This is a genomic window from Longimicrobiales bacterium (assembly GCA_028823235.1).
Classification (GTDB): Bacteria; Gemmatimonadota; Gemmatimonadetes; order Longimicrobiales; family Gaopeijiaceae; genus UBA2589.
Genome location: JAPKBW010000009.1, coordinates 57,968 through 77,626, shown reverse-complemented (window position 1 = coordinate 77,626; position 19,659 = coordinate 57,968). Strand labels below are relative to the sequence as shown.

Below are 19,659 nucleotides of genomic sequence, written 5' to 3'. Positions count from 1 at the left end.
GACCAAGTATGCGTTCGGTCCCATTTTTGTCCCGTTTCCGTTCGCCCCGGTTCACGTCGTCGTGTTCGCGAAGATCCTTATCTTAGGACGCTGATCTTGCCGGGTCACCCATGGCCCGGCATCCTCAGCCCAGGAGACACACCAGAGGAAGACTTATGGGCGCTCACCGGACCACGACAGATCTCTTGAAGCGACTTGAGAAGCTCGAGCGCCGCTCTTTCTTGAAGGCCGCGGCCGCATCTGCCCTGGCGGGGGTCGTGTCCCCCACCGAGTTGCTCGCTCGCGAGACCGACCCCGTACGGGCATCGGCCTTGGTCCGAGCCATCGCAGAGCAGTCGCAAGAGGGGCCTCCCCCCGTGCCGCTCGGGAACGGTGAGCATCCTGCGTCGGTCTACCAGGCTTATCCGGGTGGAACCGGCGCTTTGTACCAGAAGTGGCACGACGAGGGCATCGATCCGTTCGCACGACACGTGATTCCGATCGAGCCGTGGCGAGGAGCGGTTCCGGGTGACGCGGCGGATGTCGCGTTTCTCCCGGTGCATCGTCTCTCAGCCCTCATTCAGGGCGGTCACATGTCATCGGTCGAGCTCACCGAGATCTACCTCGAACGCATGAAGCGGTATGACCCGGTGTTGCTTTGCGCTGTGTCGATTCTCGAAGACCGGGCCATGGAAGAGGCGCAGCAGGCCGACCTGGATCTGCGAAATGGGAACAACCGCGGCCCGCTACACGGCATTCCGTACGGCGTGAAGGACCTCTTCATGGTGGCTGGCACACGCACCACCTGGGGCTCCGATGCGTTTGCCGATCGGATGATTGATGAGGACGCGGACATCGTGGTGAAGCTCCGCGAGAAAGGAGCCGTTCTCATCGCCAAGCTGGCGACGGGTGAGTTCGCTTCCGGCGACCGCTGGTTCCGTGGCCAGACCAGGAACCCGTGGAATCCGGAAGAAGGCTCTAGTGGCTCGTCAGCGGGTCCGGGGTCGGCAACGGCGGCGGCGACGGTCGCGTTTGCCATCGGGACGGAGACCCAGGGATCGATCGTCTCACCCGCACGGCGAAATGGATTGTCGGCCCTCCGGCCCACCTTCGGACGCGTCAGCCGCTACGGTGGGATGGTGCTTTCGTGGAGCATGGACAAGGCTGGCCCCATGTGTCGCAACATTGAGGACTGCGCGATCGTCTTCAACGAGTTGCACGGCGCGAGCGAGAACGATCCCGCATCGATGACAGCGCCGTTTGCTTTTGATCCGGACGCCGATCTAAGCACGTACCGAATCGGATACGACGAGGACGCGCCTGAGGAATTCCTCCAACAGCTTCAAGACATGGGGGTCGAGCTACGCGAGATGAACGAGATGCCGCAAGGCAGTTCGAACTCGCTGGGAGTCGAGTCCTCCGCGGCCTTCGATTTCCATGTCGCACCTGATGGGGTCGAGCCCGAGCTCATCCCTGACGGCCTCGAATCGCGTGAGGCTCGGCGGCGGGGTCGATTCCGCAGGGGGCGAGCCACGCTCGCTCTCGACTATGTCCAGAGTCAGCGCCGTCGGCTGATTCTCATGAAAGAGGTGCAGGCCGCCATGGACGGCTTCGACATGTTCGTGTCAGGGCGAGGAGAAGTCGGGCTCACCAACCAGACCGGACACCCGGCTGCGATTGTCCAGTACGGCTTCGGCGTTCGCGATGCGGAAGCAGACAGTCCGACCACCATGCCGTTGACCACGACGATCCTGGGCGACCTTTTCGCCGATGACAAGATTCTGAATCTGGCGCACGCATTCCAGAAAAGCACCGACTGGCACAAGCGTCGGCCAGCACTCGACCAGTAGAACGACCTATCTCTTTCTGTTTCATCAAGCTGCACCAGCTGAACACCGGAGACCGTCTCATGCGTTCATCGATCCTTCGTCTCGCCGCCGCGCTACTCGGCCTGACCCTTCTCCCCCTGAACGTGGATGCTCAGGCGGATCCTCGTCTCGACGACCTGAAGGACGAGGCGATGGAGATGGTTCAGGACAATGCAAAGCTCGTCCAAGAGATCATCGACCATCTCTTCTCGTTCGCCGAGCTCGGCATGCAGGAGTTCGAGACTCAGGCATACCTCACCGGACTTCTGGAAGACGAAGGCTTCGACATCGAGCTTGGTGTCGCAGGCATGCCGTCGGCCTGGACCGCCCGCTGGTCCAACGGGACGGGCGAGCCGGTGATCGCGCTGGGTTCTGATGTCGACGGGATTCCCCAGTCAAATCAGAAGCCCGGCGTGGCGTATCGCGATCCGATCCTTGGAATGGCTCCGGGGCACGGCGAAGGCCACAACTCGGGTCAGGCCGTTAATATCGTGGGCGCCCTCGCCGTGAAAGAGATCATGGAGCGAGAAAATATCAACGGATCGCTCCTGCTCTGGCCGGGCGTTGCAGAGGAGCAGGTCGCCTCCAAGGCGTTCTTCGTGCGTGAGGGTGTCTTCGACGACGTCGACGTGAACCTCTTCACCCACGTCAGCAGCGGCTTTGGCGTGGGCTGGGGGCAGGCCGGCGGCAACGCGCTCTGGTCCGTTCAATACCGATTCACAGGTGAGACCGCGCACTCGGCTGGCTCGCCGTGGCGAGGCCGCTCCGCGCTCGATGCGGTCATGCTGATGGCTTCGGCCTGGGAGTTCAAGCGTGAGCACCTGCGCCCGGCAGCCCGCTCGCACTACATCATCGTCGAGGGTGGCGATCAGCCGAATGTCGTGCCCCAGACGGCCACGATCTGGTTCTACTTTCGCGAGCGGGATTATGATCTGACGAAAGAGCAGTACGACGCTGCCGCGCTGATGGCTCAGGGCGCAGCACTGATGACGGGTACCACCATCGACACGATCATGACGGTCGGGTCCGCGTGGGGCAGGCACTTCAGTAAGCCAGTCGCAGAAGCCACCTACGCAAACATTGAGAGAGTCGGCATGCCCGACTGGGACGCGGACGACGTTCGGTTCGCCGAGGCATTCCAGGCAGAGATGAATGTCGAGGTGACCGGACTCGACACGATTGTCGGTGAGCTGAGGGGGCCGGTCGATCTGTCCCTGTCTCTCGGTGGTGGGTCAGACGACATCGGCGACATTTCTTGGAATATGCCGACCGTGACCATGGGCTATCCGTCGAACATGCGAGGCGGTCCCGGGCACAACTGGGCGAATGGCATCGCGATGGCGACCCCGATCGCGCACAAGGGCGGCGTCGCTGGTGCGCAGGCACAGGCGCTGACGCTCCTGGATCTGTTCCTCGATGGCGAGACAGTCGAGGCAGCGTGGGCGTACTTCAACGACGTCCAGACCGTCGATACGGAGTACATCCCCTTCATCGCTGAGACGGATCAGCCCGCGATCTGGCTGAACGAGGGCATCATGGGTGCATGGCGCGAACGGATGCGCCCGTTCTACTACGACGCCTCGAAGTTCGACACGTATCTCGAGCAACTCGGAATCGAGTACCCGACGATCAGGACACGTCCGGTTTCCGAGGATGATGAAGCTCAGCCTGAGGTAGATGGCGTGATCCCCGGTTCAGGCGAGCGGGGTCCGGGTGGCAAATAGTTTGAGTCTTATCAGGTGTGGAGCGCTCGCGGTCGCCATGGCGGCCGCGACGCTCTCGCCGGTTCAGGCAGTTTCTCAGGAGATCAACGTCGTCGAGCTCACAGTCGAAGACGTCCAGGAAGGTTATGCCTCGGGCGCCTTCACGGCTGTCGAACTCACACGGGCGTTCCTCTCTCGCATCACTGCCTACGAGGGGTATTACAACGCCTTCATTTCGATGAATCCCGACGCGCTGTCGATCGCTGAAGCGCTCGATGTGGAGTATGCCGGTTCTGGGCCGCGAGGCCCTCTGCACGGTGTGCCGGTCGTCATCAAGGACAACATCGACTATGGCGGACTCGTGACCACGGCGGGCTGGGAGGGTTTCAGCAGCCGGATGGGTGGCGTGGATATGGTGCCAGACGATGACGCAGCCGTGGTCACGCGACTGCGTGCCGCCGGGGCGATCATTCTCGGCAAGACCAACCTTCCCGATTTCGCCGGCCACGGCACGCGGACCAACAGCACTGTCGCCGGCATGACGCTCAACCCATACAACGTCGACAAGGTGCCGGGCGGGTCGAGCGGGGGGACGGCGACGGCTGTAAACGGGAGCTTTGCGGTGCTCGGGCTGGGGACGGAGACGGGTGGCTCCATTCAGAACCCGGCATCTGCTCAGGGACTGGTAGGTGTGAAGCCCACATACGGACTTGTCCCGATCGAGGGGGTTGTACCGCTGAGCGGTACCTACGTTGATGTGGTAGGGCCGATCGCGAAGACGGTAATGGATGCGGCAATCACACTGGACATTCTCGCAGGACCGACCACCGAAGACCTCGCGACCTTTGCTTCACAAGGGCACATGCCGGAGGGCGGATATGTGGCGGCCTTGGGACAGGCGTCGCTCGAGGGTAAGCGCTTTGGCCTCGTTGGCACTGGCTGGCGCGACGACTTTCTGCCACTCGATCCGCTGAGCCAAACCGCCTACGATGATGCCGTAACCATGCTCCAGAGTTTGGGTGCAGTGGTCGTTGAAGACCCGTTCGCAGATAGCGACTTCAAGGAGGTCTACGGCGAGCGAACGAACGTTCCCACGCAGGGCACTCACGACATGTTCGTGTATTTGCAAGGACTCGGGTCAGGCGCTCCTTTCACCTCCATCCAGGAGTGGGAGATGCTCAGCGGTGAGGTCTACAGCCGCGGACAGGGCCGAGGCGGTAACGGGCCGCCATCTCCGGCGCGCCCCAGTGCGACGGAGCAGGGTGACGCGTATCAGGCGTGGCGCTACAAGACCCGGAATCTCTTCCGTTCAGTTTTGGAAGAGAACGATCTCGATGGCCTCTTCTTCCCTCAGTCGGGGACCCCGAATCGACCCGTCGTCGAAGATCCTGAACGACCGGACTACACCCCCAACAACTGGGCCGAGATCCCGAGCAACATCATCAACGACCTGGGCGTACCGACGGTGACCTTGCCCTACAGCTACTTCGAAGATGGGACTCCTTTCGTGCTGGCGTTCATTGGGGATATGTGGAGCGAAGCCGAGCTTCTGGCCTTCGCCTTCGCGCTGGAGCAGGCCACGGAGGCCAGGCGGGCGCCAACGCTCACCGTGAAACCGGGCGGCTGACGTTACCTTCGTTTCGTCACCTGTCTTGCTTGCGAAGCCTTCGGTCCTTCTCAACTAAAATTCGTGGTCTGGTGTCGTGTGCACGACCGACATCAACACACCGACCTGCTCTGGTGCGCATGCCCTCTACACCTAAAGGCCTTATCTGCTGTAGTCCGTCCCATGGTGGAGTCGGTCAGACAATTGGATCTGCGCTCTTCTCAGTCGTGTTCGCGATCGCAGCATTAGTAGCCGTCGATGGCGGCTCGACAGCGCTCTCCGGCCAGAACGCGTCACCACCCCAGATCTTCTTTGATTGCGATGGACGGGACTGCAACTCGCAGTACTACCGGACCGAGATCACCTGGGTGAATTGGGTGAACGATCAGGAGGTTTCTGATGTGCATGTCATCATGGCGAGCACGACGACAGGGGCGGGCGGGAGGGAGTATCAGCTCGACTTCATCGGCAGGGGTACCCAGGACGGGTATCTCGATGTCATGCGGTACCAATCGCTCCCGACTGATACGGATCGAGAGCGGTTGGACGGAATCACGCATGCGCTCGGCGTCGGACTCGCTCGCTTCGCAAGCGTCGCGGGATACCGTGACATCGTGGCTCTGTCTGGCCCTGGTGCCGGAGGTGGTAGCCGGAGCGGGGGACGTGTCGTCTCCCAGGAGGAAGTCGACGACCCGTGGAATCTCTGGGTCTTCCGGCTCAATGGCAGCGGGAATCTCGATGGCGAAGAGACACGAAAGACCGAGCGGCTGAACGGAAGCTTCAACGCGTCTCGGGTAACTCCGACCTGGAAGATGCGGTTCAACGGCAACGTGAATTACAGCCGTCAGGAATTTGAGCTCGATGACGGGACCTTCAACGACTCACGGGTCGACTGGGGCTTCAATCCCCTCGTCGTGTATTCGCTCGCTGAGCACTGGTCGGTCGGCGTGCAGGGCCAGGTGGCTCGAATGACCCGCGTGAACCAGGACTTCCGTTGGGAGGTCACGCCTGCGGTCGAATTCAGCGTCTTCCCGTATGGAGAGGCGACCCGGAAGTCGTTCACGTTCTTCTACAAGGTCGGCCCAGCGTTTCGGGACTACCACGAAGAGACTGTGTTTGGGGAACTGGACGAGACCCGATGGGAGCAGGCACTCGAAATTGAGCTGTCGCAGCGCCAGACGTGGGGAGATGCGGGTGTCACGGTGTCGGGATCCCACTACCTCCATGACACCAACCTCTACAACGTCTCGCTCCGGGGTGATATCGACTTCCGGATCATGCGCGGATTCAGTGTGAATGCCCGGAGCAACATAGCTTGGGTCCAAGATCAGATTTATCTCTCGGCCAATGGTGCCACTGACGAAGAAGCCCTTCTACGCCTGCAGCAACGCGGAACGGACTTCAATTATGGGTTGTCGGTCGGTTTTTCGATCCAGTTTGGATCGATCTTCAACAACGTCGTGAACAACCGCTTCAATAACACCGGCGGTGGTGGCTACAGTGGCTACCGCAGGTAGGGGTCCAACCGAACACGAGCCACATCGGAAACCAATCAGATCGCTGGCTCGGACCTACCGCGGCGGCGATTCCGGACATTCCTCCGATTTGCTCACGCCGGGGAGTACTTCGGACTGGTGGGGCAGACCGTCGCCGGCTTGGTGACACTCCTCTCGGTCGTGCTCGTGTAGTCCGGTTTCGCGTTGGCATGGCGTCGACTCGCTGCGCCCCTGATGCGAGGTGCCAACGGCCGTACAATCTGAAGGACGGGGCTAGCTGACCCGGCCGACTAGTTGCACGCCATGGCTCTAGGGAAAGCTGCTGGATTCGCGCCGATGGCGTCAGCGTCGCCGTAGTAGATCCTGCAAAACTGTCCGGCAAGCCCCGTGTGTGTGCCCGTTGCGGCCCAGCCCGTTCTGGTGGCCGTGTTCACGGTGATCGTGACGGCGGGGCTGACCGACATTTCCAGGCTCACGATATCTGGAGCGTACGTGTGCTGGTCGCTCAGATAGATCTCCTGCAGGGTCGCAAAGTTCTTCAGGTCTGCCGTGACTGCCGCGATATATGACTTCGCGCGCATGCTTGAGAACTTTGGAATCGCGATGGCGGCCAGAATCCCAATGATCACAACAACGATGAGTAGCTCAATCAGCGTAAATCCCGTCTCCTTTGGTTCCCTCATTTTTATCTTGCCGATCTTTGGCGACTGAATTGAACGCTAGGGAAGACTCCACCTACGGTAACGAACGCTAGACAGGAGCCGCCTAAGCCGCAGGCACTTTCTTAGGGCCGGTCGGGCAATCCCAATTGATCGGATCCATGTCGAACCCGTAGTTTCCCATTCCGATATCATTCGAAGCACCGGAGGCATCCAGTGGCTGGCCATAACAAGTGGTCGAAGATCAAGCGCAAGAAGGGCGTCAATGACGCTAAGCGCGGCGCGCTCTTCACCAAGCTCATTCGAGAGATCACTGTCGCTGCGAAAGAAGGTGGAGGAAGCGTCGAGTTCAATTCCCGACTCCGACTCGCTGTAGAGACGTCGAAGGGAAACTCGATGCCTCAGGAGAACATCGATCGCGCCATCAAGAAGGGTACCGGTGAACTCGAGGGCATCAGCTACGAAGAGATCACGTACGAGGGATACGGCCCCGGTGGCGTGGCCCTGTTCATCGAATGCCTGACGGACAACACGAATCGGAGCGTCGCCGACGTGCGCCATGCGCTCAATAAGTGCGATGGCAGTCTCGGGACGGACGGCTCCGTTGCTTGGCAGTTCGACCGAAAGGGTCAGATCGTCATCGATGCGACGAAGTACACGGAGGACGCGGTATTCGAGGCAGCGATAGAGGCTGGGGCGGAGGACGTGGCAGGGGACGGCGAGGAATTCGTGGTCACCGCGGAGCCTGCCGAATTCGCAGGCGTTCAGGGTGCACTAAAGGATGCCGGGATCGAGGCGTCCTCGGCGGAGCTGACGCGTGTCGCCAAGAACGAAGTCGAGGTTGCTGGAAAGGACGCGGAAAAACTGCTCCGACTCATGGAGATGCTCGACGACCTCGACGATGTGCAGAAGGTCCACTCCAACGGGGATATCGACGACGCGGTTCTCGCTGAGGCGATGTGATAGAAGGCTTGGCGATCTTTTCCCGAGGCGGACCCCGGAGACTGGGCCATGGATAGCTCGCCGGCGGCTGAAGGCGTTCTGATTCTCGGAATCGACCCGGGGACCGCGGCCACAGGGTACGGGGTTGTGCGACGGGCTTCAGATGCGGGTGTGACGCTCGTCGAGTGTGGTGTGATCAGGACGACGCCTCGAGAGCCGCTCGCGATCCGCATCAGGGAAATTTACGACTCCATCGTGGCCATTATCGAACGCCATGAGCCGGCAAGGGTCTCCGTCGAGGATGTTTTCCACGGGAAGAACGCCCAGAGTGCGCTCAAGCTCGGCCATGCTCGGGGAGCGATTCTTCTCGCCGCGGCGCACAGCGACCTTATCATTGCCGAGTACGCGCCTCGCCAGATCAAGAAAGCCGTCGCAGGTCACGGCAACGCTTCAAAGGATCAGGTCGCCTTCATGGTGAAACAGCAGTTGAGACTCCTAGAGGCTCCGAAGCCGGCCGATGCGGCCGACGGTGTCGCGGCCGCATTATGCCACGCGCTCATGGGGAGCTTTCCCCGATGATCTCGAGATTGCGGGGAACGTTACTCTCGCTGGAGACCGATCGTGTCGAGGTCGAGACCACCGGGGGGGTCGTCTACGAAGTGGAAGTGCCGTTGACTGTCCTCCAGCGTCTCCCGTCACCTGGAGGCGTTTTAGAGTTGCGGACACTCCAAGTCGTAACCGATAATTCCGTCGCCCTCTACGGCTTCATTGACGAGAACGAGCGGACGCTGTTCAAGCGCCTCCTTACCGCCTCTGGCGTGGGAGCGAAGGTCGCCCTTGCGATGATGTCGACGTATCCGGCCGAGCGCCTAGCCCGAGCTCTGATGGAGAAAGACACGGTCGCGCTGCAGCAGGTCAGCGGAATCGGGAAGAAGAAGGCCGAGAAGATCGCCCTCGATCTTGCTGATAAGGTTGCCGATCTCGCGATCGTGACACCCACCGGGCCGCGTGAATCAACAGGAGCCCAGGAGGCCGTACAGGCGCTGGTCGCTCTCGGCCTCACGTTCGGCGATGCCGACCATGCCGTCCGGGCAGTACTCGAGGCAGGGGTGCCCGACTCCACGGAGGAGTTGATCCGCCGGGCATTGGCGGGGTAAGGTAGTCTTATGACCGACTACACTCACATCACTACACCGGAATCCCTCCCCGAGGATGGGGGGAGTGGGCCGTCACTCCGGCCGAGTCGGCTGGCGGAGTTCATTGGCCAGGCCAAGGTCCGCGAGGCCCTCTCGATCGCGATTGAGGCTGCGAAGGGTCGGAAGGAAGCGCTGGATCACGTTCTGTTCCATGGCCCTCCCGGACTGGGGAAGACCACACTGGCGGCCCTGCTCGCCCGTGAGATGGGGGTGAACATCAAGACCACATCAGGCCCGGTGCTCGAACGTCCTGCTGATCTGGTGAGCATCCTCACCAGCCAGCGAGAGGGGGACATCCTCTTCATCGACGAGATCCATCGGCTGAGACCCATTATCGAAGAGTTCCTCTACCCGGCGATGGAGGACTGGCAGGTGGACATCCGCCTGTCCGATGGACCGAAGGCCGAGACTATGACGATGAAGATCGAGCGCTTCACCTTGGTTGGAGCGACGACTCGCTTCGGCGCGTTGACGTCACCCATGCGAGCGCGCTTCGGCATCGTCCAGCGCATGAATTTTTATCCGTCCGAGGAACTGGTCATCATTGTCCGTCGAAGTGCCGAGATTCTTGGCATCGACACCACGGAGGACGGAGCGATCGAGATCGCCAAGCGCTCCCGAGGGACGCCCCGCGTCGCGAATCGACTCCTCAGGCGCGTCCGCGACTACGCACAGGTTCGGGGTGAAGGGCACATCGACGTCGATACTGCCCGCGCCGCCCTGACCCTCCTCGATGTCGATGAATATGGCCTCGACGAGATGGATGCTCAGGTCATCAAGACGCTGATCGAAAAATTCGAGGGTGGCCCGGTAGGCCTGAACTCCTTGGCGGTCGCCATGGGTGAGGACGCGACGACACTGGAAGAGGTGTACGAGCCGTTTCTGATCATGGAGGGCTTCCTGCAGCGCACACCGCAGGGAAGGATCGCCACCCCGCGAGCGTTCCGGCGGTTTGGCTATACGATCCCGGATGGCCGAGGCGGGCCTGAGGGGCAGAAAGGCCCGCAGGGTTCGCTCTTCGTGGAAGAGTCGTGACCCGGGCTACGCTCTGCTGCCTGACAGTGCTGCTGTGCGCTGCCGCCCCACCTCCGTCTTTGCAGGACGCGCAGATCGTATTCGCGGACTTTGATGCGGTGACCATGGAGTTGCGTGCAGGCGAAGGGGAGGCCGTCGAGGGAGACGTGGTCATCGCGCGCGGTGGCATTACGGACTGGGTGATCGAAGGTGACCCAGACGGTGACGAGAGCACCGAGGCCTTGGCCGTCGCATGGGTGTCGGGTGGAGGCAGCGGGACATTCATGGAGTTCGCCCTTTTCGAGCTGACTCCCGGCTCAGCGGCCTGGCAGTGGCAGGGAGCAGTCGCTCTGGGAGACCGTGTCGGGGTTCGAGCCATGACACTGGACGACGACACGGCCGAGCTTCACCTGACTGAACACGGTCCCGATGACGTGATGTGTTGCCCGACCGAGCCGGTCGTGCGGCGCTTCCGAGTCACGCCAGGTGGGATCGAAGCCGTGGATCAAGGCGATCAGGGCTGACGTCTCGAGATGATCTCTGGAGCAGGAAAGGGTCGTGAGCCTGATGGCTCCATCGTATCCGATTACGACTACGAACTCCCCACCGAACTGATCGCTCAGTATCCGGCCGAACAGCGTGACGCCAGCCGGCTATTGACCCTCGGGTCCGACGGTTCTGTCGGTCACGGTCGGTTCCCGGATGTCATCGGTCTGTTTGCCGAGGGTGACCTGCTCGTTGCGAACGAGAGTCGAGTCTTCCCCGCGCGCCTTCTCGGGCGGAAGCCGACCGGTGCGGCGGCGGAGGTATTCCTGATCCGCCAGACAGGCGATGACAGCTATGTCTGGGAGGCGCTGGTTCGCCCGGGAGGAAAGCTGAAGCCGGGCAGGACCGTGACTATCGCGGATGATCTGACTGTGGAAATCCTGTCGACGACTCCGTCAGGCAACCGAGTGGTACGACTGGTCACCGCCATGTCGGCGGAAGAAGCATTGGAACGACACGGCCACATTCCTCTTCCTCCGTACATCGAACGCTCCGACGACGAGGTCGACCGGGAGCGCTACCAGACGGTCTACGCCGGAACGCCGGGTTCGGTCGCGGCCCCAACCGCGGGGCTCCATTTCACGGAAGATCTCCTCCGCCGAATCCAGGCGAGTGGGGTCGCGTTTGCGTCGGTCACGCTTCACGTCGGTATCGGCACCTTCCGACCCATCGAGGTGGACCATCCGGCGGACCACCCGATGCATGCGGAGTCGTATACTCTTTCGGAGCAGACGGCTGACGCCGTCAACCAGACCCGCGATCGAGGCGGACGCGTGTGGGCGGTCGGTACGACGTCAGTTCGCACGCTCGAATCATGTGCCGATGCGGCCGGACGTGTGACCCCGGGCTCTGGCGAGACCCGGCTGTTCATCCGACCGCCCTACGACTTCCGCGTCGTCGATGGGCTGATCACGAATTTCCATCTGCCACGTTCCACGCTTCTCATGCTCGTCGCCGCGCACCGGGGCTATGAGGCGACGATGGGGGCCTATCGAGAGGCAGTGCTCAACGCGTACCGCTTTTATTCCTACGGCGATGCGATGGCGCTGCCGCCCGGCCGGTAATGGGCCAAGTCCGAAGCTGCTAGATTGCCGCCCATGTTCGACTACACACTCTCCTCGACGGACGGCTCTGCACGCGCAGGCACGTTTACCACGCCCCATGGTGACGTGCCGACCCCGGCATTCATGCCGGTGGGCACCGCCGGGACGGTGAAAAGTCTGATCATGGAGGAGGTCGGCGCGCTGCAGGCCCGTATGGTGCTCGCGAACACCTACCACCTTTACCTGCGTCCGGGGCACGAACTGGTCCAGAAGCTGGGCGGGTTGCACGACTTCATGCGCTGGGACGGGCCGATTCTCACTGACTCGGGCGGGTACCAGGTCTTCTCACTGGCCGATATCCGGCAGATCCATGATGAGGGCGTCGACTTCCAGAGCCACATCGATGGCTCGAAGCACTCTTTCACGCCGGAGTCTGTCATGGACGTCCAGCGGACGCTTGGCGCCGACGTCATCATGGCGTTCGATGAGTGCCCGCCCGGTGGGTGTGACCGAGCCACGGCTGAAGAAGCGAACCGCCGAACTCTTGCCTGGCTGGAACGATGCCGGGCCCGCTTCGGCGAGATCGAATCGGAGAGGGATGTGCCGCAACAGGCGTTGCTACCGGTGCTCCAGGGCAATGTCTTCGACGACCTGCGTCGCGAGCACGCTCGTCAGTTCATGGATGTCGGGGACTGGGCCGGCTTCGGCATCGGGGGGCTGAGCGTGGGCGAGGCCAAGACGGATATGTGGCGCGTTCTCGAAGTGCTCGACGGTGTTCTCCCGAGAGATCGTCCGCGCTATCTCATGGGTGTAGGCTATCCGGACGATCTACTCGAGGCGGTAGCCCGCGGGTGCGATCTTTTTGATTGTGTTGCTCCGACCCGGAACGCCCGTCACGGAACTGCCTGGACGACCGAGGAAGGCCAGGTCAATTTGAGGGCCGCTCGGTTCAGAGAGGACACCCGGCCGATCGACCCCGGGTGTGATTGTTACACTTGTTCACGGTATGATCGAGCGTATCTCCGCCATCTCATTGTTTCGTCCGAATGGCTTCCGGTACGTCTCGTCTCGATTCACAATCTCCGCTTTCTGGTTCGCCTCGGTGAAGAGGCCCGCCGCCGTGTAGGCGACGGGAGCTTTACGAGCTGGAGCAGCGAGTGGCTCGTACGCTATCGCAACGAAGGGAGTTTGGCTTGATATCGCTCAATTTGCTCTTTGCTGTACCGCGGGAGGGTGGCAACTCCTCGATGATCTTCCTCGCTCAGATGGTCGCGATCTTTGCGATCTTCTACTTCCTGCTCCTTCGCCCGCAGGCGAAAGAGCGATCCCGCGTCGAAGACATGCTCACGTCGATCAAGAAGGACGACGAGATCGTGACGAACGGAGGGATTATCGGGAAGGTCGTCCACGTGGAAGAGAAGCGCCTCACCATCAAGACGGGTGAGAACACTCGCCTGACCGTCGACCGGAGCCGTGTGGCTTCCGTCCTCGACGTTTATGGAGAGCCGAAAAAAGGATGATTCGGGATATCGTCCTCATGGGCGATCCGGTTCTCCGGACGGAGGCTGAGGCGATCACGGTTTTTGACGACGATCTCCGGTCTCTGGTGCGCGATATGTACGCGACGATGTACCATGCCGACGGCATCGGTCTGGCCGCACCTCAGATCGGCCTTCCACTTCGGATCATCGTCGTGGACCTTCGTCGCCCTGACAGTGATGACGAAGACGAGGATTTCGAACGCGTCGCTCTGGTGAACCCGGTCGTGACGTGGTCCAGTGACGAGACGGCGAAGCAATCGGAGGGATGTCTTTCAATTCCAGGCCTCGAGGAAACCGTTCAGCGGCCCGCAGAAGTCAGAGTCGAGGGTCGTGATCCCGAAGGGGACGAAATCATCATCGAAACCGATGGACTGTTCGGTCGGGCTCTCCAGCATGAAATCGATCATCTGAACGGAGTTCTTTTCGTCGATCGAGTGAGTCCCTTGAAGCGGCGCATGCTCATGAAGAAGTGGAAGAAACTGGAGGCCGAGGAGGCGTGAGCCGCTCGTGAGGATTCTGTTCTGGGGCACGCCAGCTTTTGCGGTTCCGTCGCTGCGAGCCATAGACGGCGAGGGCTTCGAGATCGTCGGAGTGGTGACACAGCCCGACCGCCCTGCGGGGCGTGGACGCCGGCTTCGTCCGTCACCGATTAAGGAAGTGGCCATCGAGCAGGGCTTCCCCGTCCTGACGCCGGACCTTCCGAAAACGCAAGAATTCATCGAGGAGGTTCGGGCGCTTGAGCCGGATATCTCTGTCGTCGTCGCATACGGCCACATTCTTACCACCGAGGTGTTGGAACTTCCGCGCCTCGGGTCGATCAATGTGCACGCCTCCCTGCTTCCCGAGCTTCGCGGGGCGGCCCCGATCAACTGGGCGATCGCACGCGGTCATCAGACGACCGGTGTCACCGTCATGCGCATGGTGAAGGCAATGGATGCGGGCGCCATGATCCATCGAGTCGAGGAGCTTATTCTCTCGGACGAGACCGCCGGAGACCTGACGACTCGCCTGTCCGAGCTCGGTGCGGCGGCCTTAGTCGAGGCACTTGCCCTGATGAGTATTGGCGCCGCCGAAGAGGTCGAGCAGGATCACACCTTGGCGACGTTCGCTCCCAAGGTGAATCGGGCGGTAGCACGAATCGATTGGAACCGTCCGGCTGCTGAGGTCGCCGGCCATGCAAGGGGAATGGACCCGGTGCCTGGGGCGTGGTCGATGCTGGCGGATGCTCCGGTGAAACTGTTTCGTCCGGCTGTCTGGTCAGGAGAGGACGTTGAGTCGCTCGAGGCTGGCGGACTGTCGACAAACGGTGGCCCCCGCACCGCGCAACTCAATGTGAGTCCGGGAACGGTACTGAGAGCATCGGTTGAGGACGGCGTTCTGGTCGCGACTAGCTCCGGCGGCGTTTCGTTCCATGAAGGACAGCCCCCCGGCAAGCGCCGGATGACGATCTCGGACTGGATCAACGGCCGTGGCATCGAGCCGGGCCAGCGCTTCGAGTGACGCGCGGTGACGGGCCACCGGCGATGGCGGCTTCGACCCTGATCCCCCGACTTCACATCGTGACGGACGATGATGCGCTCGCCAGAGATGAATGGCCGTCCGTAGCGGAGTCGATCCTGTCGATGGGTGGCTCGAACGTCGCCTTGCATGTTCGCGGCCCCCGCGCTTCCGGTGCGGAGGTGTTCCGAGCTTCGGCGCGGCTCCAGGTGGTCGCGGAGAAGAGCGACGGTTGGGTCGTGGCGAACGATCGTCTCGATGTCGCCAAGGCTCTGGGACTCCCGGCAGTACATCTTGGACGGCGCTCGCTCGACGTGAGAGATGCGCGGCGAGTGGTAGGTGAGGGTGTGTCCGTGGGTGTATCGGTACATTCCGAGGAGGAGGTCTGGGCCGCGGTGGAGCGAGCGCCAGACTACCTGTTCGCAGGTCCTGTCTATGCGACGCAATCACACCCGGGGACAGCTGGTATCGGAGCAGTCGCTCTGGGCGAACTGGTTGAGGCAGCGATGGGCACACCGGTCATTGGTATCGGTGGAATCGATCCGGCCGGAGTCACCGAAGTCATGGGCACGGGGTGTTACGGTGTCGCAGTGATTCGCGGCATCTGGGACGCACCGGATCCCGTGGAGGCCGTTGCAGAGTACATTTCGGTCCTCAGCCAGCACGGAGTAAAGGTGTGACGCAAACGAACACGATTCAGGTTCAGCTCAACGGGAAAGAGCGTGAGGTTTCGACGGGCCTCACCGTGCACTCCCTTCTCGAGTCTCTGGAGCTCCACCCGGGGATGGTCGTGGTTGAACTGAACCGCGACATCATTGAGCGAGACAGCTATCAGGACCACGCGGTGTCGGAAGGCGACACCCTTGAACTCGTTCACTTCGTGGGCGGTGGATGAAGATGCGCAAAGTATGACCGAAGCGATGATCGACGCAGCGAGGGCTCTGGATGGTCCTTTGACGATCGGGGGAGTTGAATTCACCTCTCGACTGATCGTGGGCACCGGGAAGTACGAGACCAATGAGATCATGGTCGACGCCATTCGCGCGGCCGGTACCGAGATGGTGACCGTCGCCGTGCGCCGGGTCGACCTCGACCGCACGAAGGAAGAGGCCATCCTGCATCACCTCAGCCCGGACGAGTTTTTTCTGCTCGCCAACACCGCGGGCTGCTACACTGCTGAGGACGCGATTCGATATGCACGACTCGCCAGGGCTGCGGGCTTCAACGAGTTCGTGAAGCTCGAAGTGATCGGCGACGAGAAGACATTGCTCCCTGACGTCCAGGCTACGCTGGAAGCGGCGAAAATTCTCGCCGATGAGGGTTTCAAGGTTATGGCTTATACCAACGATGACTTGGTCACGGCCCTCAGACTCGAGGACGCTGGGTGCGCGGCTGTCATGCCTCTTGCTTCTCCGATCGGCAGCGGGCTCGGTGTGGTGAACCCCTATTTCATTCGCGAGATCAAGAATCGACTTGAAGTGCCGGTGATCGTCGATGCCGGGGTCGGCACTGCTTCGCACGCCTGCATCACGATGGAACAAGGTGTCGACGGCGTGCTGATGAACACCGCGTTGGCGACTGCTGATGATCCGGTGTGCATGTCTCACGCGATGAAGCACGCGACCCTGGCGGGCAGGCTCGCCTATCTTGCCGGGCGCATGCCCTCGCGTGAAATCGCGGTTCCATCTTCTCCGACTGCTGGAATGCTCGACTGAGCCGGACCTCTCCGGGCCGCGCGGCGGCCTTCTCCATTCGCCTCGAAACAGAACGCGGTCGGCGACTCGATCGCGCGTTCAATGCCGTTGCCGGAAGTCTGGAGCCTAGGGACCGGGCTTTTGCTCACGAGCTGACTTACGGGGTCACACGACTTCGCGGTCGACTGGACCACCTGATCGCACCCCATGTGCGTCGTGGTCTGGAGTCGGTCGACGGAAAGGTTCTCGAACTCCTCCGTCTTGGCGCTTATCAGATTTTGTATATGGGCAGTGTCCCCGAGTACGCGGGGGTTTCCGAGACGGTGGATCAGATCAAAGAGGCAGTGGGTGGGCCGCCCGCGGGGTTTGCCAATGCCGTCCTCCGTAAAGTTGCCGCTGCGGGGGATGGACCGGACCGCTTCCCCTCAGAGCACGACGACTTTGCTGGCTATCTGGAACGCTGGGGCTCGCACCCGCGCTGGCTGATTGACCGGTGGCTCGCTCGATGGTCCACCGATGACGTCCGGCGCTTGGTGATCGCGAACAACCGGCGTCCGGCTACCCATATCGTCCCGCTCGAGTGCGACCTGGATCAGACGACAGAGCGGCTGATAGCCGCTGGATTCGAAGCCACTGCGGCTGGGCGGGGAGCTTTCTGCCTAAGGCTGCAGGACGGTGTTTCTGTCCGCGGCGCTCTGGCTGCAGCAGCCCCTGCGATTGTTCAGGATCCGGCAGCCAATCTCGTTTCTGTGTATGCGGATGTTCCATCCGGCACGATGGTTGCAGATCTTTGTGCGGCACCCGGCGGCAAGGTGCTCGCTCTGCCCGCCCGCCCGGAGTTTATCCTGGCCGCCGATCGTTCGGAGTCGCGTCTTCGCATGCTGAAAGACAACGCCCACCGCGTGGGGCACCCGATGGCGCTCGTCGTGGCGGATGCCCTGCACCCTCCGGTGTTGGGCGCTGATGTCGTGCTACTCGACGCTCCGTGTACAGGAACCGGAACCCTGGCTCGGCACCCGGACGCACGCTGGCGGCTGAGCCCGGACTCCATTAACGAGATGGCTGCCCTGCAGGGCGGTATGCTCGCAGCGGCCGCCGACTGCGTGCGCCCTGGTGGACTGGTCGTCTACTCCACGTGCACGCTTGAGCCGGAAGAGAACGAAGCGGTGGTTGAGGCATTCCTCTCCGACCGGGTGGATTTCTCAATCGAGGACAGCGGGGTGGTTCCTGCATCGATGAAAGCAGAGGACGGCACGCTGGTCGTCCTTCCCCAGGACACGGAGTTCGATGGTGCGTTCGCCGCCCGTCTCCGGAGGGTGTCATGAAACTCGGTGACTCGCTGGGCCGCAATCGACGCCGGCGAACGAAAAAGCAGAATGTATCTGACGATATGGGCTCGCAGGAGTCTGCGGAGAAGCCTGAGGGCATCGGGTTCGCCGCACCCATGTCGGAGAACACGTCTGCGGTTACAGCAGAGAAATCGAGCATGAATGCGGACAATGCCTCTTCAGTGCCTCGCAGGGTGGGGAAGGTGGGGCTGGCCGGGAGCAAGCTGGTCGGTGCGGTTGTGGGCATCGCAGTCATCGGCGGAGGCTTCGGTTATCTGGTCTCGACTCAGGTTCTGTTCCCTGCGCCGCCGCCACCTGGAGATCTGTTTGAGGTGCCTGATCTTCGCGGGATGGGCCTCGCTACTGCCGGCGAGCGGCTGGCAGGGGCCAACCTCGAGATGGGTATCGTCGACTCCCTTCGACACCCGTCCGTCGCCGCAGGGCTAATACTGGGGCAGTCTCCGCTGCCGACGCAGGTTGCGACGCCAGAGACACTGGTCCGCGTCACGATCAGCATGGGCCCCCAGATGCGGTCCGTCCCCGATGTTCTGCGGCTGGACGAGTCACGAGCTCGGGTTGTCCTTGAGACGAGCGGCTTCGTCGTATCGGTCGACACTGCAGAGGCGGATGCACCACGGGGACGGGTAATCGAGGTCTCTCCGTCTCCGGACAGTATCGTCGCCCTGCCGGCGCAGGTTCGTCTGGTTGTGAGCACGGGCCCGCCCGTTGTTCCCATGCCGCTGGTGCTCGGTCTCGAGCAGCTTGAGGCAGAGGCGCTGCTCGACTCGCTTGGACTCGTGGTGGCTGACGTGCAGGAAGTGTTCCGCTTTGGGCGTGATCAGGGCATCATCGTCGAACAGGAACCGGTAGCGGACACGGAACTGCAACGGGGAAGCGGCGTGCGTTTGAAGGTTGGCAGACGAGGTCTCGAGACGGAACAATGACCCCCGAAATTCGTAGCAGCTACAGCATGCACTTACTCCCGCGCTGGTTCGTCCGCTCGCCCTACTTGTGGGCCATCGTCGGCGTTGCTGCTATGGTGGCTTTCGCGTGGGTGGGGCGGGAGAACTACCAACCCGTGCTGCCCGGCAGCGTCGCGCCGGACTTCCTCGTGGTCGATATGGCCGGCGACGAAGTGGCCCTCAGTGACTACCTCGGGGACAAGGTCTTGCTCCTGAACGTGTGGGCGACCTGGTGTGGTCCGTGCGTGGTTGAGATGCCCTCGATGCAGCGTCTCTACGAGGCGCTCGATGGCGAGGATTTCGAAATTCTGGCGATCAGCGTTGATGCGCCCTTTGGGCAACGCGATATCGGGGGGCGCGCGGGTGGGAACTTGGCTGAGTTCACGACGTCGCTCGGTCTCACATTCCCGATCCTGCACAATCCATCGGGCAACATTCAGCGCATCTACCAGACTACGGGCGTGCCGGAGAGCTTTCTCATCGGCAAAGACGGCATCATCCACAAGAAGGTCGCCGGCGAGACCACGTGGGATGCGCCCGAGAACGAGGAGCTGATTCGCAGGCTCCTTAGCGCGGACTAGCACG

The 19,659-nt window shown here is 61.9% G+C and carries 20 protein-coding genes and 1 pseudogene; 20 read left to right on the top strand and 1 reads right to left on the bottom strand.

Features of this window, described 5'->3' with window-relative positions; all coding sequences use genetic code 11:
- Positions 1–155 precede the first annotated feature (155 nt).
- The 4 genes from OSA81_07125 (at position 156) to OSA81_07110 (ending at position 6,673) form a co-directional block, all read left to right on the top strand.
- A complete protein-coding gene (locus OSA81_07125; protein ID MDE0898770.1) occupies positions 156–1,829 on the top strand; it encodes an amidase in 1,674 nt (557 codons plus the stop codon).
- A 59-nt stretch (positions 1,830–1,888) separates the two neighbouring features.
- A complete protein-coding gene (locus OSA81_07120) occupies positions 1,889–3,571 on the top strand; it encodes an amidohydrolase (GenBank protein MDE0898769.1) in 1,683 nt (560 codons plus the stop codon).
- Position 3,572: 1 nt separating this feature from the next.
- Positions 3,573–5,177 carry an amidase gene (locus OSA81_07115; GenBank protein MDE0898768.1) on the top strand — a complete coding sequence of 535 codons (1,605 nt, stop codon included), beginning with the start codon at positions 3,573–3,575 and terminating at the stop codon, positions 5,175–5,177.
- A gap of 119 nt (positions 5,178–5,296) precedes the next feature.
- Positions 5,297–6,673, top strand: coding sequence for a hypothetical protein (locus OSA81_07110; protein ID MDE0898767.1), 1,377 nt, complete (start codon positions 5,297–5,299; stop codon positions 6,671–6,673).
- 545 nt (positions 6,674–7,218) lie between these two features.
- On the opposite strand, the pseudogene OSA81_07105 reads toward OSA81_07110, so the two are convergent.
- A pseudogene (locus OSA81_07105) lies at positions 7,219–7,335 on the bottom strand (type II secretion system protein).
- Between the two features lie 192 nt (positions 7,336–7,527).
- Here OSA81_07105 and OSA81_07100 point away from each other — a divergent pair.
- The 16 genes from OSA81_07100 to OSA81_07025 all read left to right on the top strand — a co-directional run bounded on the left by OSA81_07100 (position 7,528) and on the right by OSA81_07025 (position 19,655).
- Positions 7,528–8,274 carry a YebC/PmpR family DNA-binding transcriptional regulator gene (locus tag OSA81_07100; GenBank protein MDE0898766.1) on the top strand — a complete coding sequence of 249 codons (747 nt, stop codon included), beginning with the start codon at positions 7,528–7,530 and terminating at the stop codon, positions 8,272–8,274.
- Between the two features lie 48 nt (positions 8,275–8,322).
- Entirely contained in the window at positions 8,323–8,832 is a 510-nt protein-coding gene (ruvC, locus tag OSA81_07095; GenBank protein ID MDE0898765.1) for a crossover junction endodeoxyribonuclease RuvC, read from the top strand.
- Positions 8,829–9,410 (top strand): Holliday junction branch migration protein RuvA, encoded by a 582-nt coding sequence (gene ruvA / locus OSA81_07090; protein ID MDE0898764.1) that lies wholly within the window; start codon positions 8,829–8,831, stop codon positions 9,408–9,410. Before ruvC ends, ruvA begins: the two co-directional genes overlap by 4 nt.
- 9 nt (positions 9,411–9,419) lie before the next feature.
- Positions 9,420–10,484: a Holliday junction branch migration DNA helicase RuvB gene (gene ruvB, locus OSA81_07085; GenBank protein MDE0898763.1), complete on the top strand. Its 1,065-nt coding sequence runs from the start codon at positions 9,420–9,422 to the stop codon at positions 10,482–10,484.
- Complete coding sequence (locus OSA81_07080) at positions 10,481–10,987, top strand: hypothetical protein (protein ID MDE0898762.1); 507 nt, start codon at positions 10,481–10,483, stop codon at positions 10,985–10,987. The genes ruvB and OSA81_07080 overlap by 4 nt, the downstream gene beginning before the upstream one ends.
- A gap of 9 nt (positions 10,988–10,996) precedes the next feature.
- A complete protein-coding gene (gene queA, locus OSA81_07075) occupies positions 10,997–12,073 on the top strand; it encodes a tRNA preQ1(34) S-adenosylmethionine ribosyltransferase-isomerase QueA (protein MDE0898761.1) in 1,077 nt (358 codons plus the stop codon).
- Between the two features lie 33 nt (positions 12,074–12,106).
- Positions 12,107–13,249: a tRNA guanosine(34) transglycosylase Tgt gene (gene tgt / locus OSA81_07070; protein ID MDE0898760.1), complete on the top strand. Its 1,143-nt coding sequence runs from the start codon at positions 12,107–12,109 to the stop codon at positions 13,247–13,249.
- Complete coding sequence (gene yajC, locus OSA81_07065) at positions 13,246–13,572, top strand: preprotein translocase subunit YajC (GenBank protein MDE0898759.1); 327 nt, start codon at positions 13,246–13,248, stop codon at positions 13,570–13,572. The genes tgt and yajC overlap by 4 nt, the downstream gene beginning before the upstream one ends.
- Positions 13,569–14,093 carry a peptide deformylase gene (gene def / locus OSA81_07060; protein ID MDE0898758.1) on the top strand — a complete coding sequence of 175 codons (525 nt, stop codon included), beginning with the start codon at positions 13,569–13,571 and terminating at the stop codon, positions 14,091–14,093. Before yajC ends, def begins: the two co-directional genes overlap by 4 nt.
- A gap of 7 nt (positions 14,094–14,100) precedes the next feature.
- Positions 14,101–15,093, top strand: a complete 993-nt coding sequence (gene fmt, locus OSA81_07055; GenBank protein ID MDE0898757.1) for a methionyl-tRNA formyltransferase — start codon at positions 14,101–14,103, stop codon at positions 15,091–15,093.
- A complete protein-coding gene (locus OSA81_07050) occupies positions 15,090–15,770 on the top strand; it encodes a thiamine phosphate synthase (GenBank protein ID MDE0898756.1) in 681 nt (226 codons plus the stop codon). Before fmt ends, OSA81_07050 begins: the two co-directional genes overlap by 4 nt.
- Positions 15,767–15,985 carry a sulfur carrier protein ThiS gene (gene thiS / locus OSA81_07045; protein MDE0898755.1) on the top strand — a complete coding sequence of 73 codons (219 nt, stop codon included), beginning with the start codon at positions 15,767–15,769 and terminating at the stop codon, positions 15,983–15,985. Before OSA81_07050 ends, thiS begins: the two co-directional genes overlap by 4 nt.
- A gap of 13 nt (positions 15,986–15,998) precedes the next feature.
- Positions 15,999–16,805 (top strand): thiazole synthase, encoded by an 807-nt coding sequence (locus OSA81_07040; protein MDE0898754.1) that lies wholly within the window; start codon positions 15,999–16,001, stop codon positions 16,803–16,805.
- Positions 16,806–16,840: 35 nt separating this feature from the next.
- On the top strand, positions 16,841–18,109 hold the full coding sequence (locus OSA81_07035) for a hypothetical protein (protein ID MDE0898753.1): 1,269 nt from the start codon (positions 16,841–16,843) through the stop codon (positions 18,107–18,109).
- On the top strand, positions 18,106–19,056 hold the full coding sequence (locus OSA81_07030; protein ID MDE0898752.1) for a PASTA domain-containing protein: 951 nt from the start codon (positions 18,106–18,108) through the stop codon (positions 19,054–19,056). The genes OSA81_07035 and OSA81_07030 overlap by 4 nt, the downstream gene beginning before the upstream one ends.
- 92 nt (positions 19,057–19,148) lie before the next feature.
- Entirely contained in the window at positions 19,149–19,655 is a 507-nt protein-coding gene (locus OSA81_07025) for a TlpA disulfide reductase family protein (GenBank protein ID MDE0898751.1), read from the top strand.
- Positions 19,656–19,659 lie beyond the last annotated feature (4 nt).

Coding starts and splice junctions, on each gene's coding strand:
- OSA81_07025 (MDE0898751.1), top strand. CDS start 19,149: ATGGTGGCTTTCGCGTGGGTGGGGCGGGAGAACTACCAACCCGTGCTG.
- ruvC (MDE0898765.1), top strand. CDS start 8,323: ATGGATAGCTCGCCGGCGGCTGAAGGCGTTCTGATTCTCGGAATCGAC.
- OSA81_07120 (MDE0898769.1), top strand. CDS start 1,889: ATGCGTTCATCGATCCTTCGTCTCGCCGCCGCGCTACTCGGCCTGACC.
- OSA81_07110 (MDE0898767.1), top strand. CDS start 5,297: ATGCCCTCTACACCTAAAGGCCTTATCTGCTGTAGTCCGTCCCATGGT.
- def (MDE0898758.1), top strand. CDS start 13,569: ATGATTCGGGATATCGTCCTCATGGGCGATCCGGTTCTCCGGACGGAG.
- ruvA (MDE0898764.1), top strand. CDS start 8,829: ATGATCTCGAGATTGCGGGGAACGTTACTCTCGCTGGAGACCGATCGT.
- OSA81_07125 (MDE0898770.1), top strand. CDS start 156: ATGGGCGCTCACCGGACCACGACAGATCTCTTGAAGCGACTTGAGAAG.
- OSA81_07040 (MDE0898754.1), top strand. CDS start 15,999: ATGACCGAAGCGATGATCGACGCAGCGAGGGCTCTGGATGGTCCTTTG.
- ruvB (MDE0898763.1), top strand. CDS start 9,420: ATGACCGACTACACTCACATCACTACACCGGAATCCCTCCCCGAGGAT.
- OSA81_07030 (MDE0898752.1), top strand. CDS start 18,106: ATGAAACTCGGTGACTCGCTGGGCCGCAATCGACGCCGGCGAACGAAA.
- queA (MDE0898761.1), top strand. CDS start 10,997: ATGATCTCTGGAGCAGGAAAGGGTCGTGAGCCTGATGGCTCCATCGTA.
- tgt (MDE0898760.1), top strand. CDS start 12,107: ATGTTCGACTACACACTCTCCTCGACGGACGGCTCTGCACGCGCAGGC.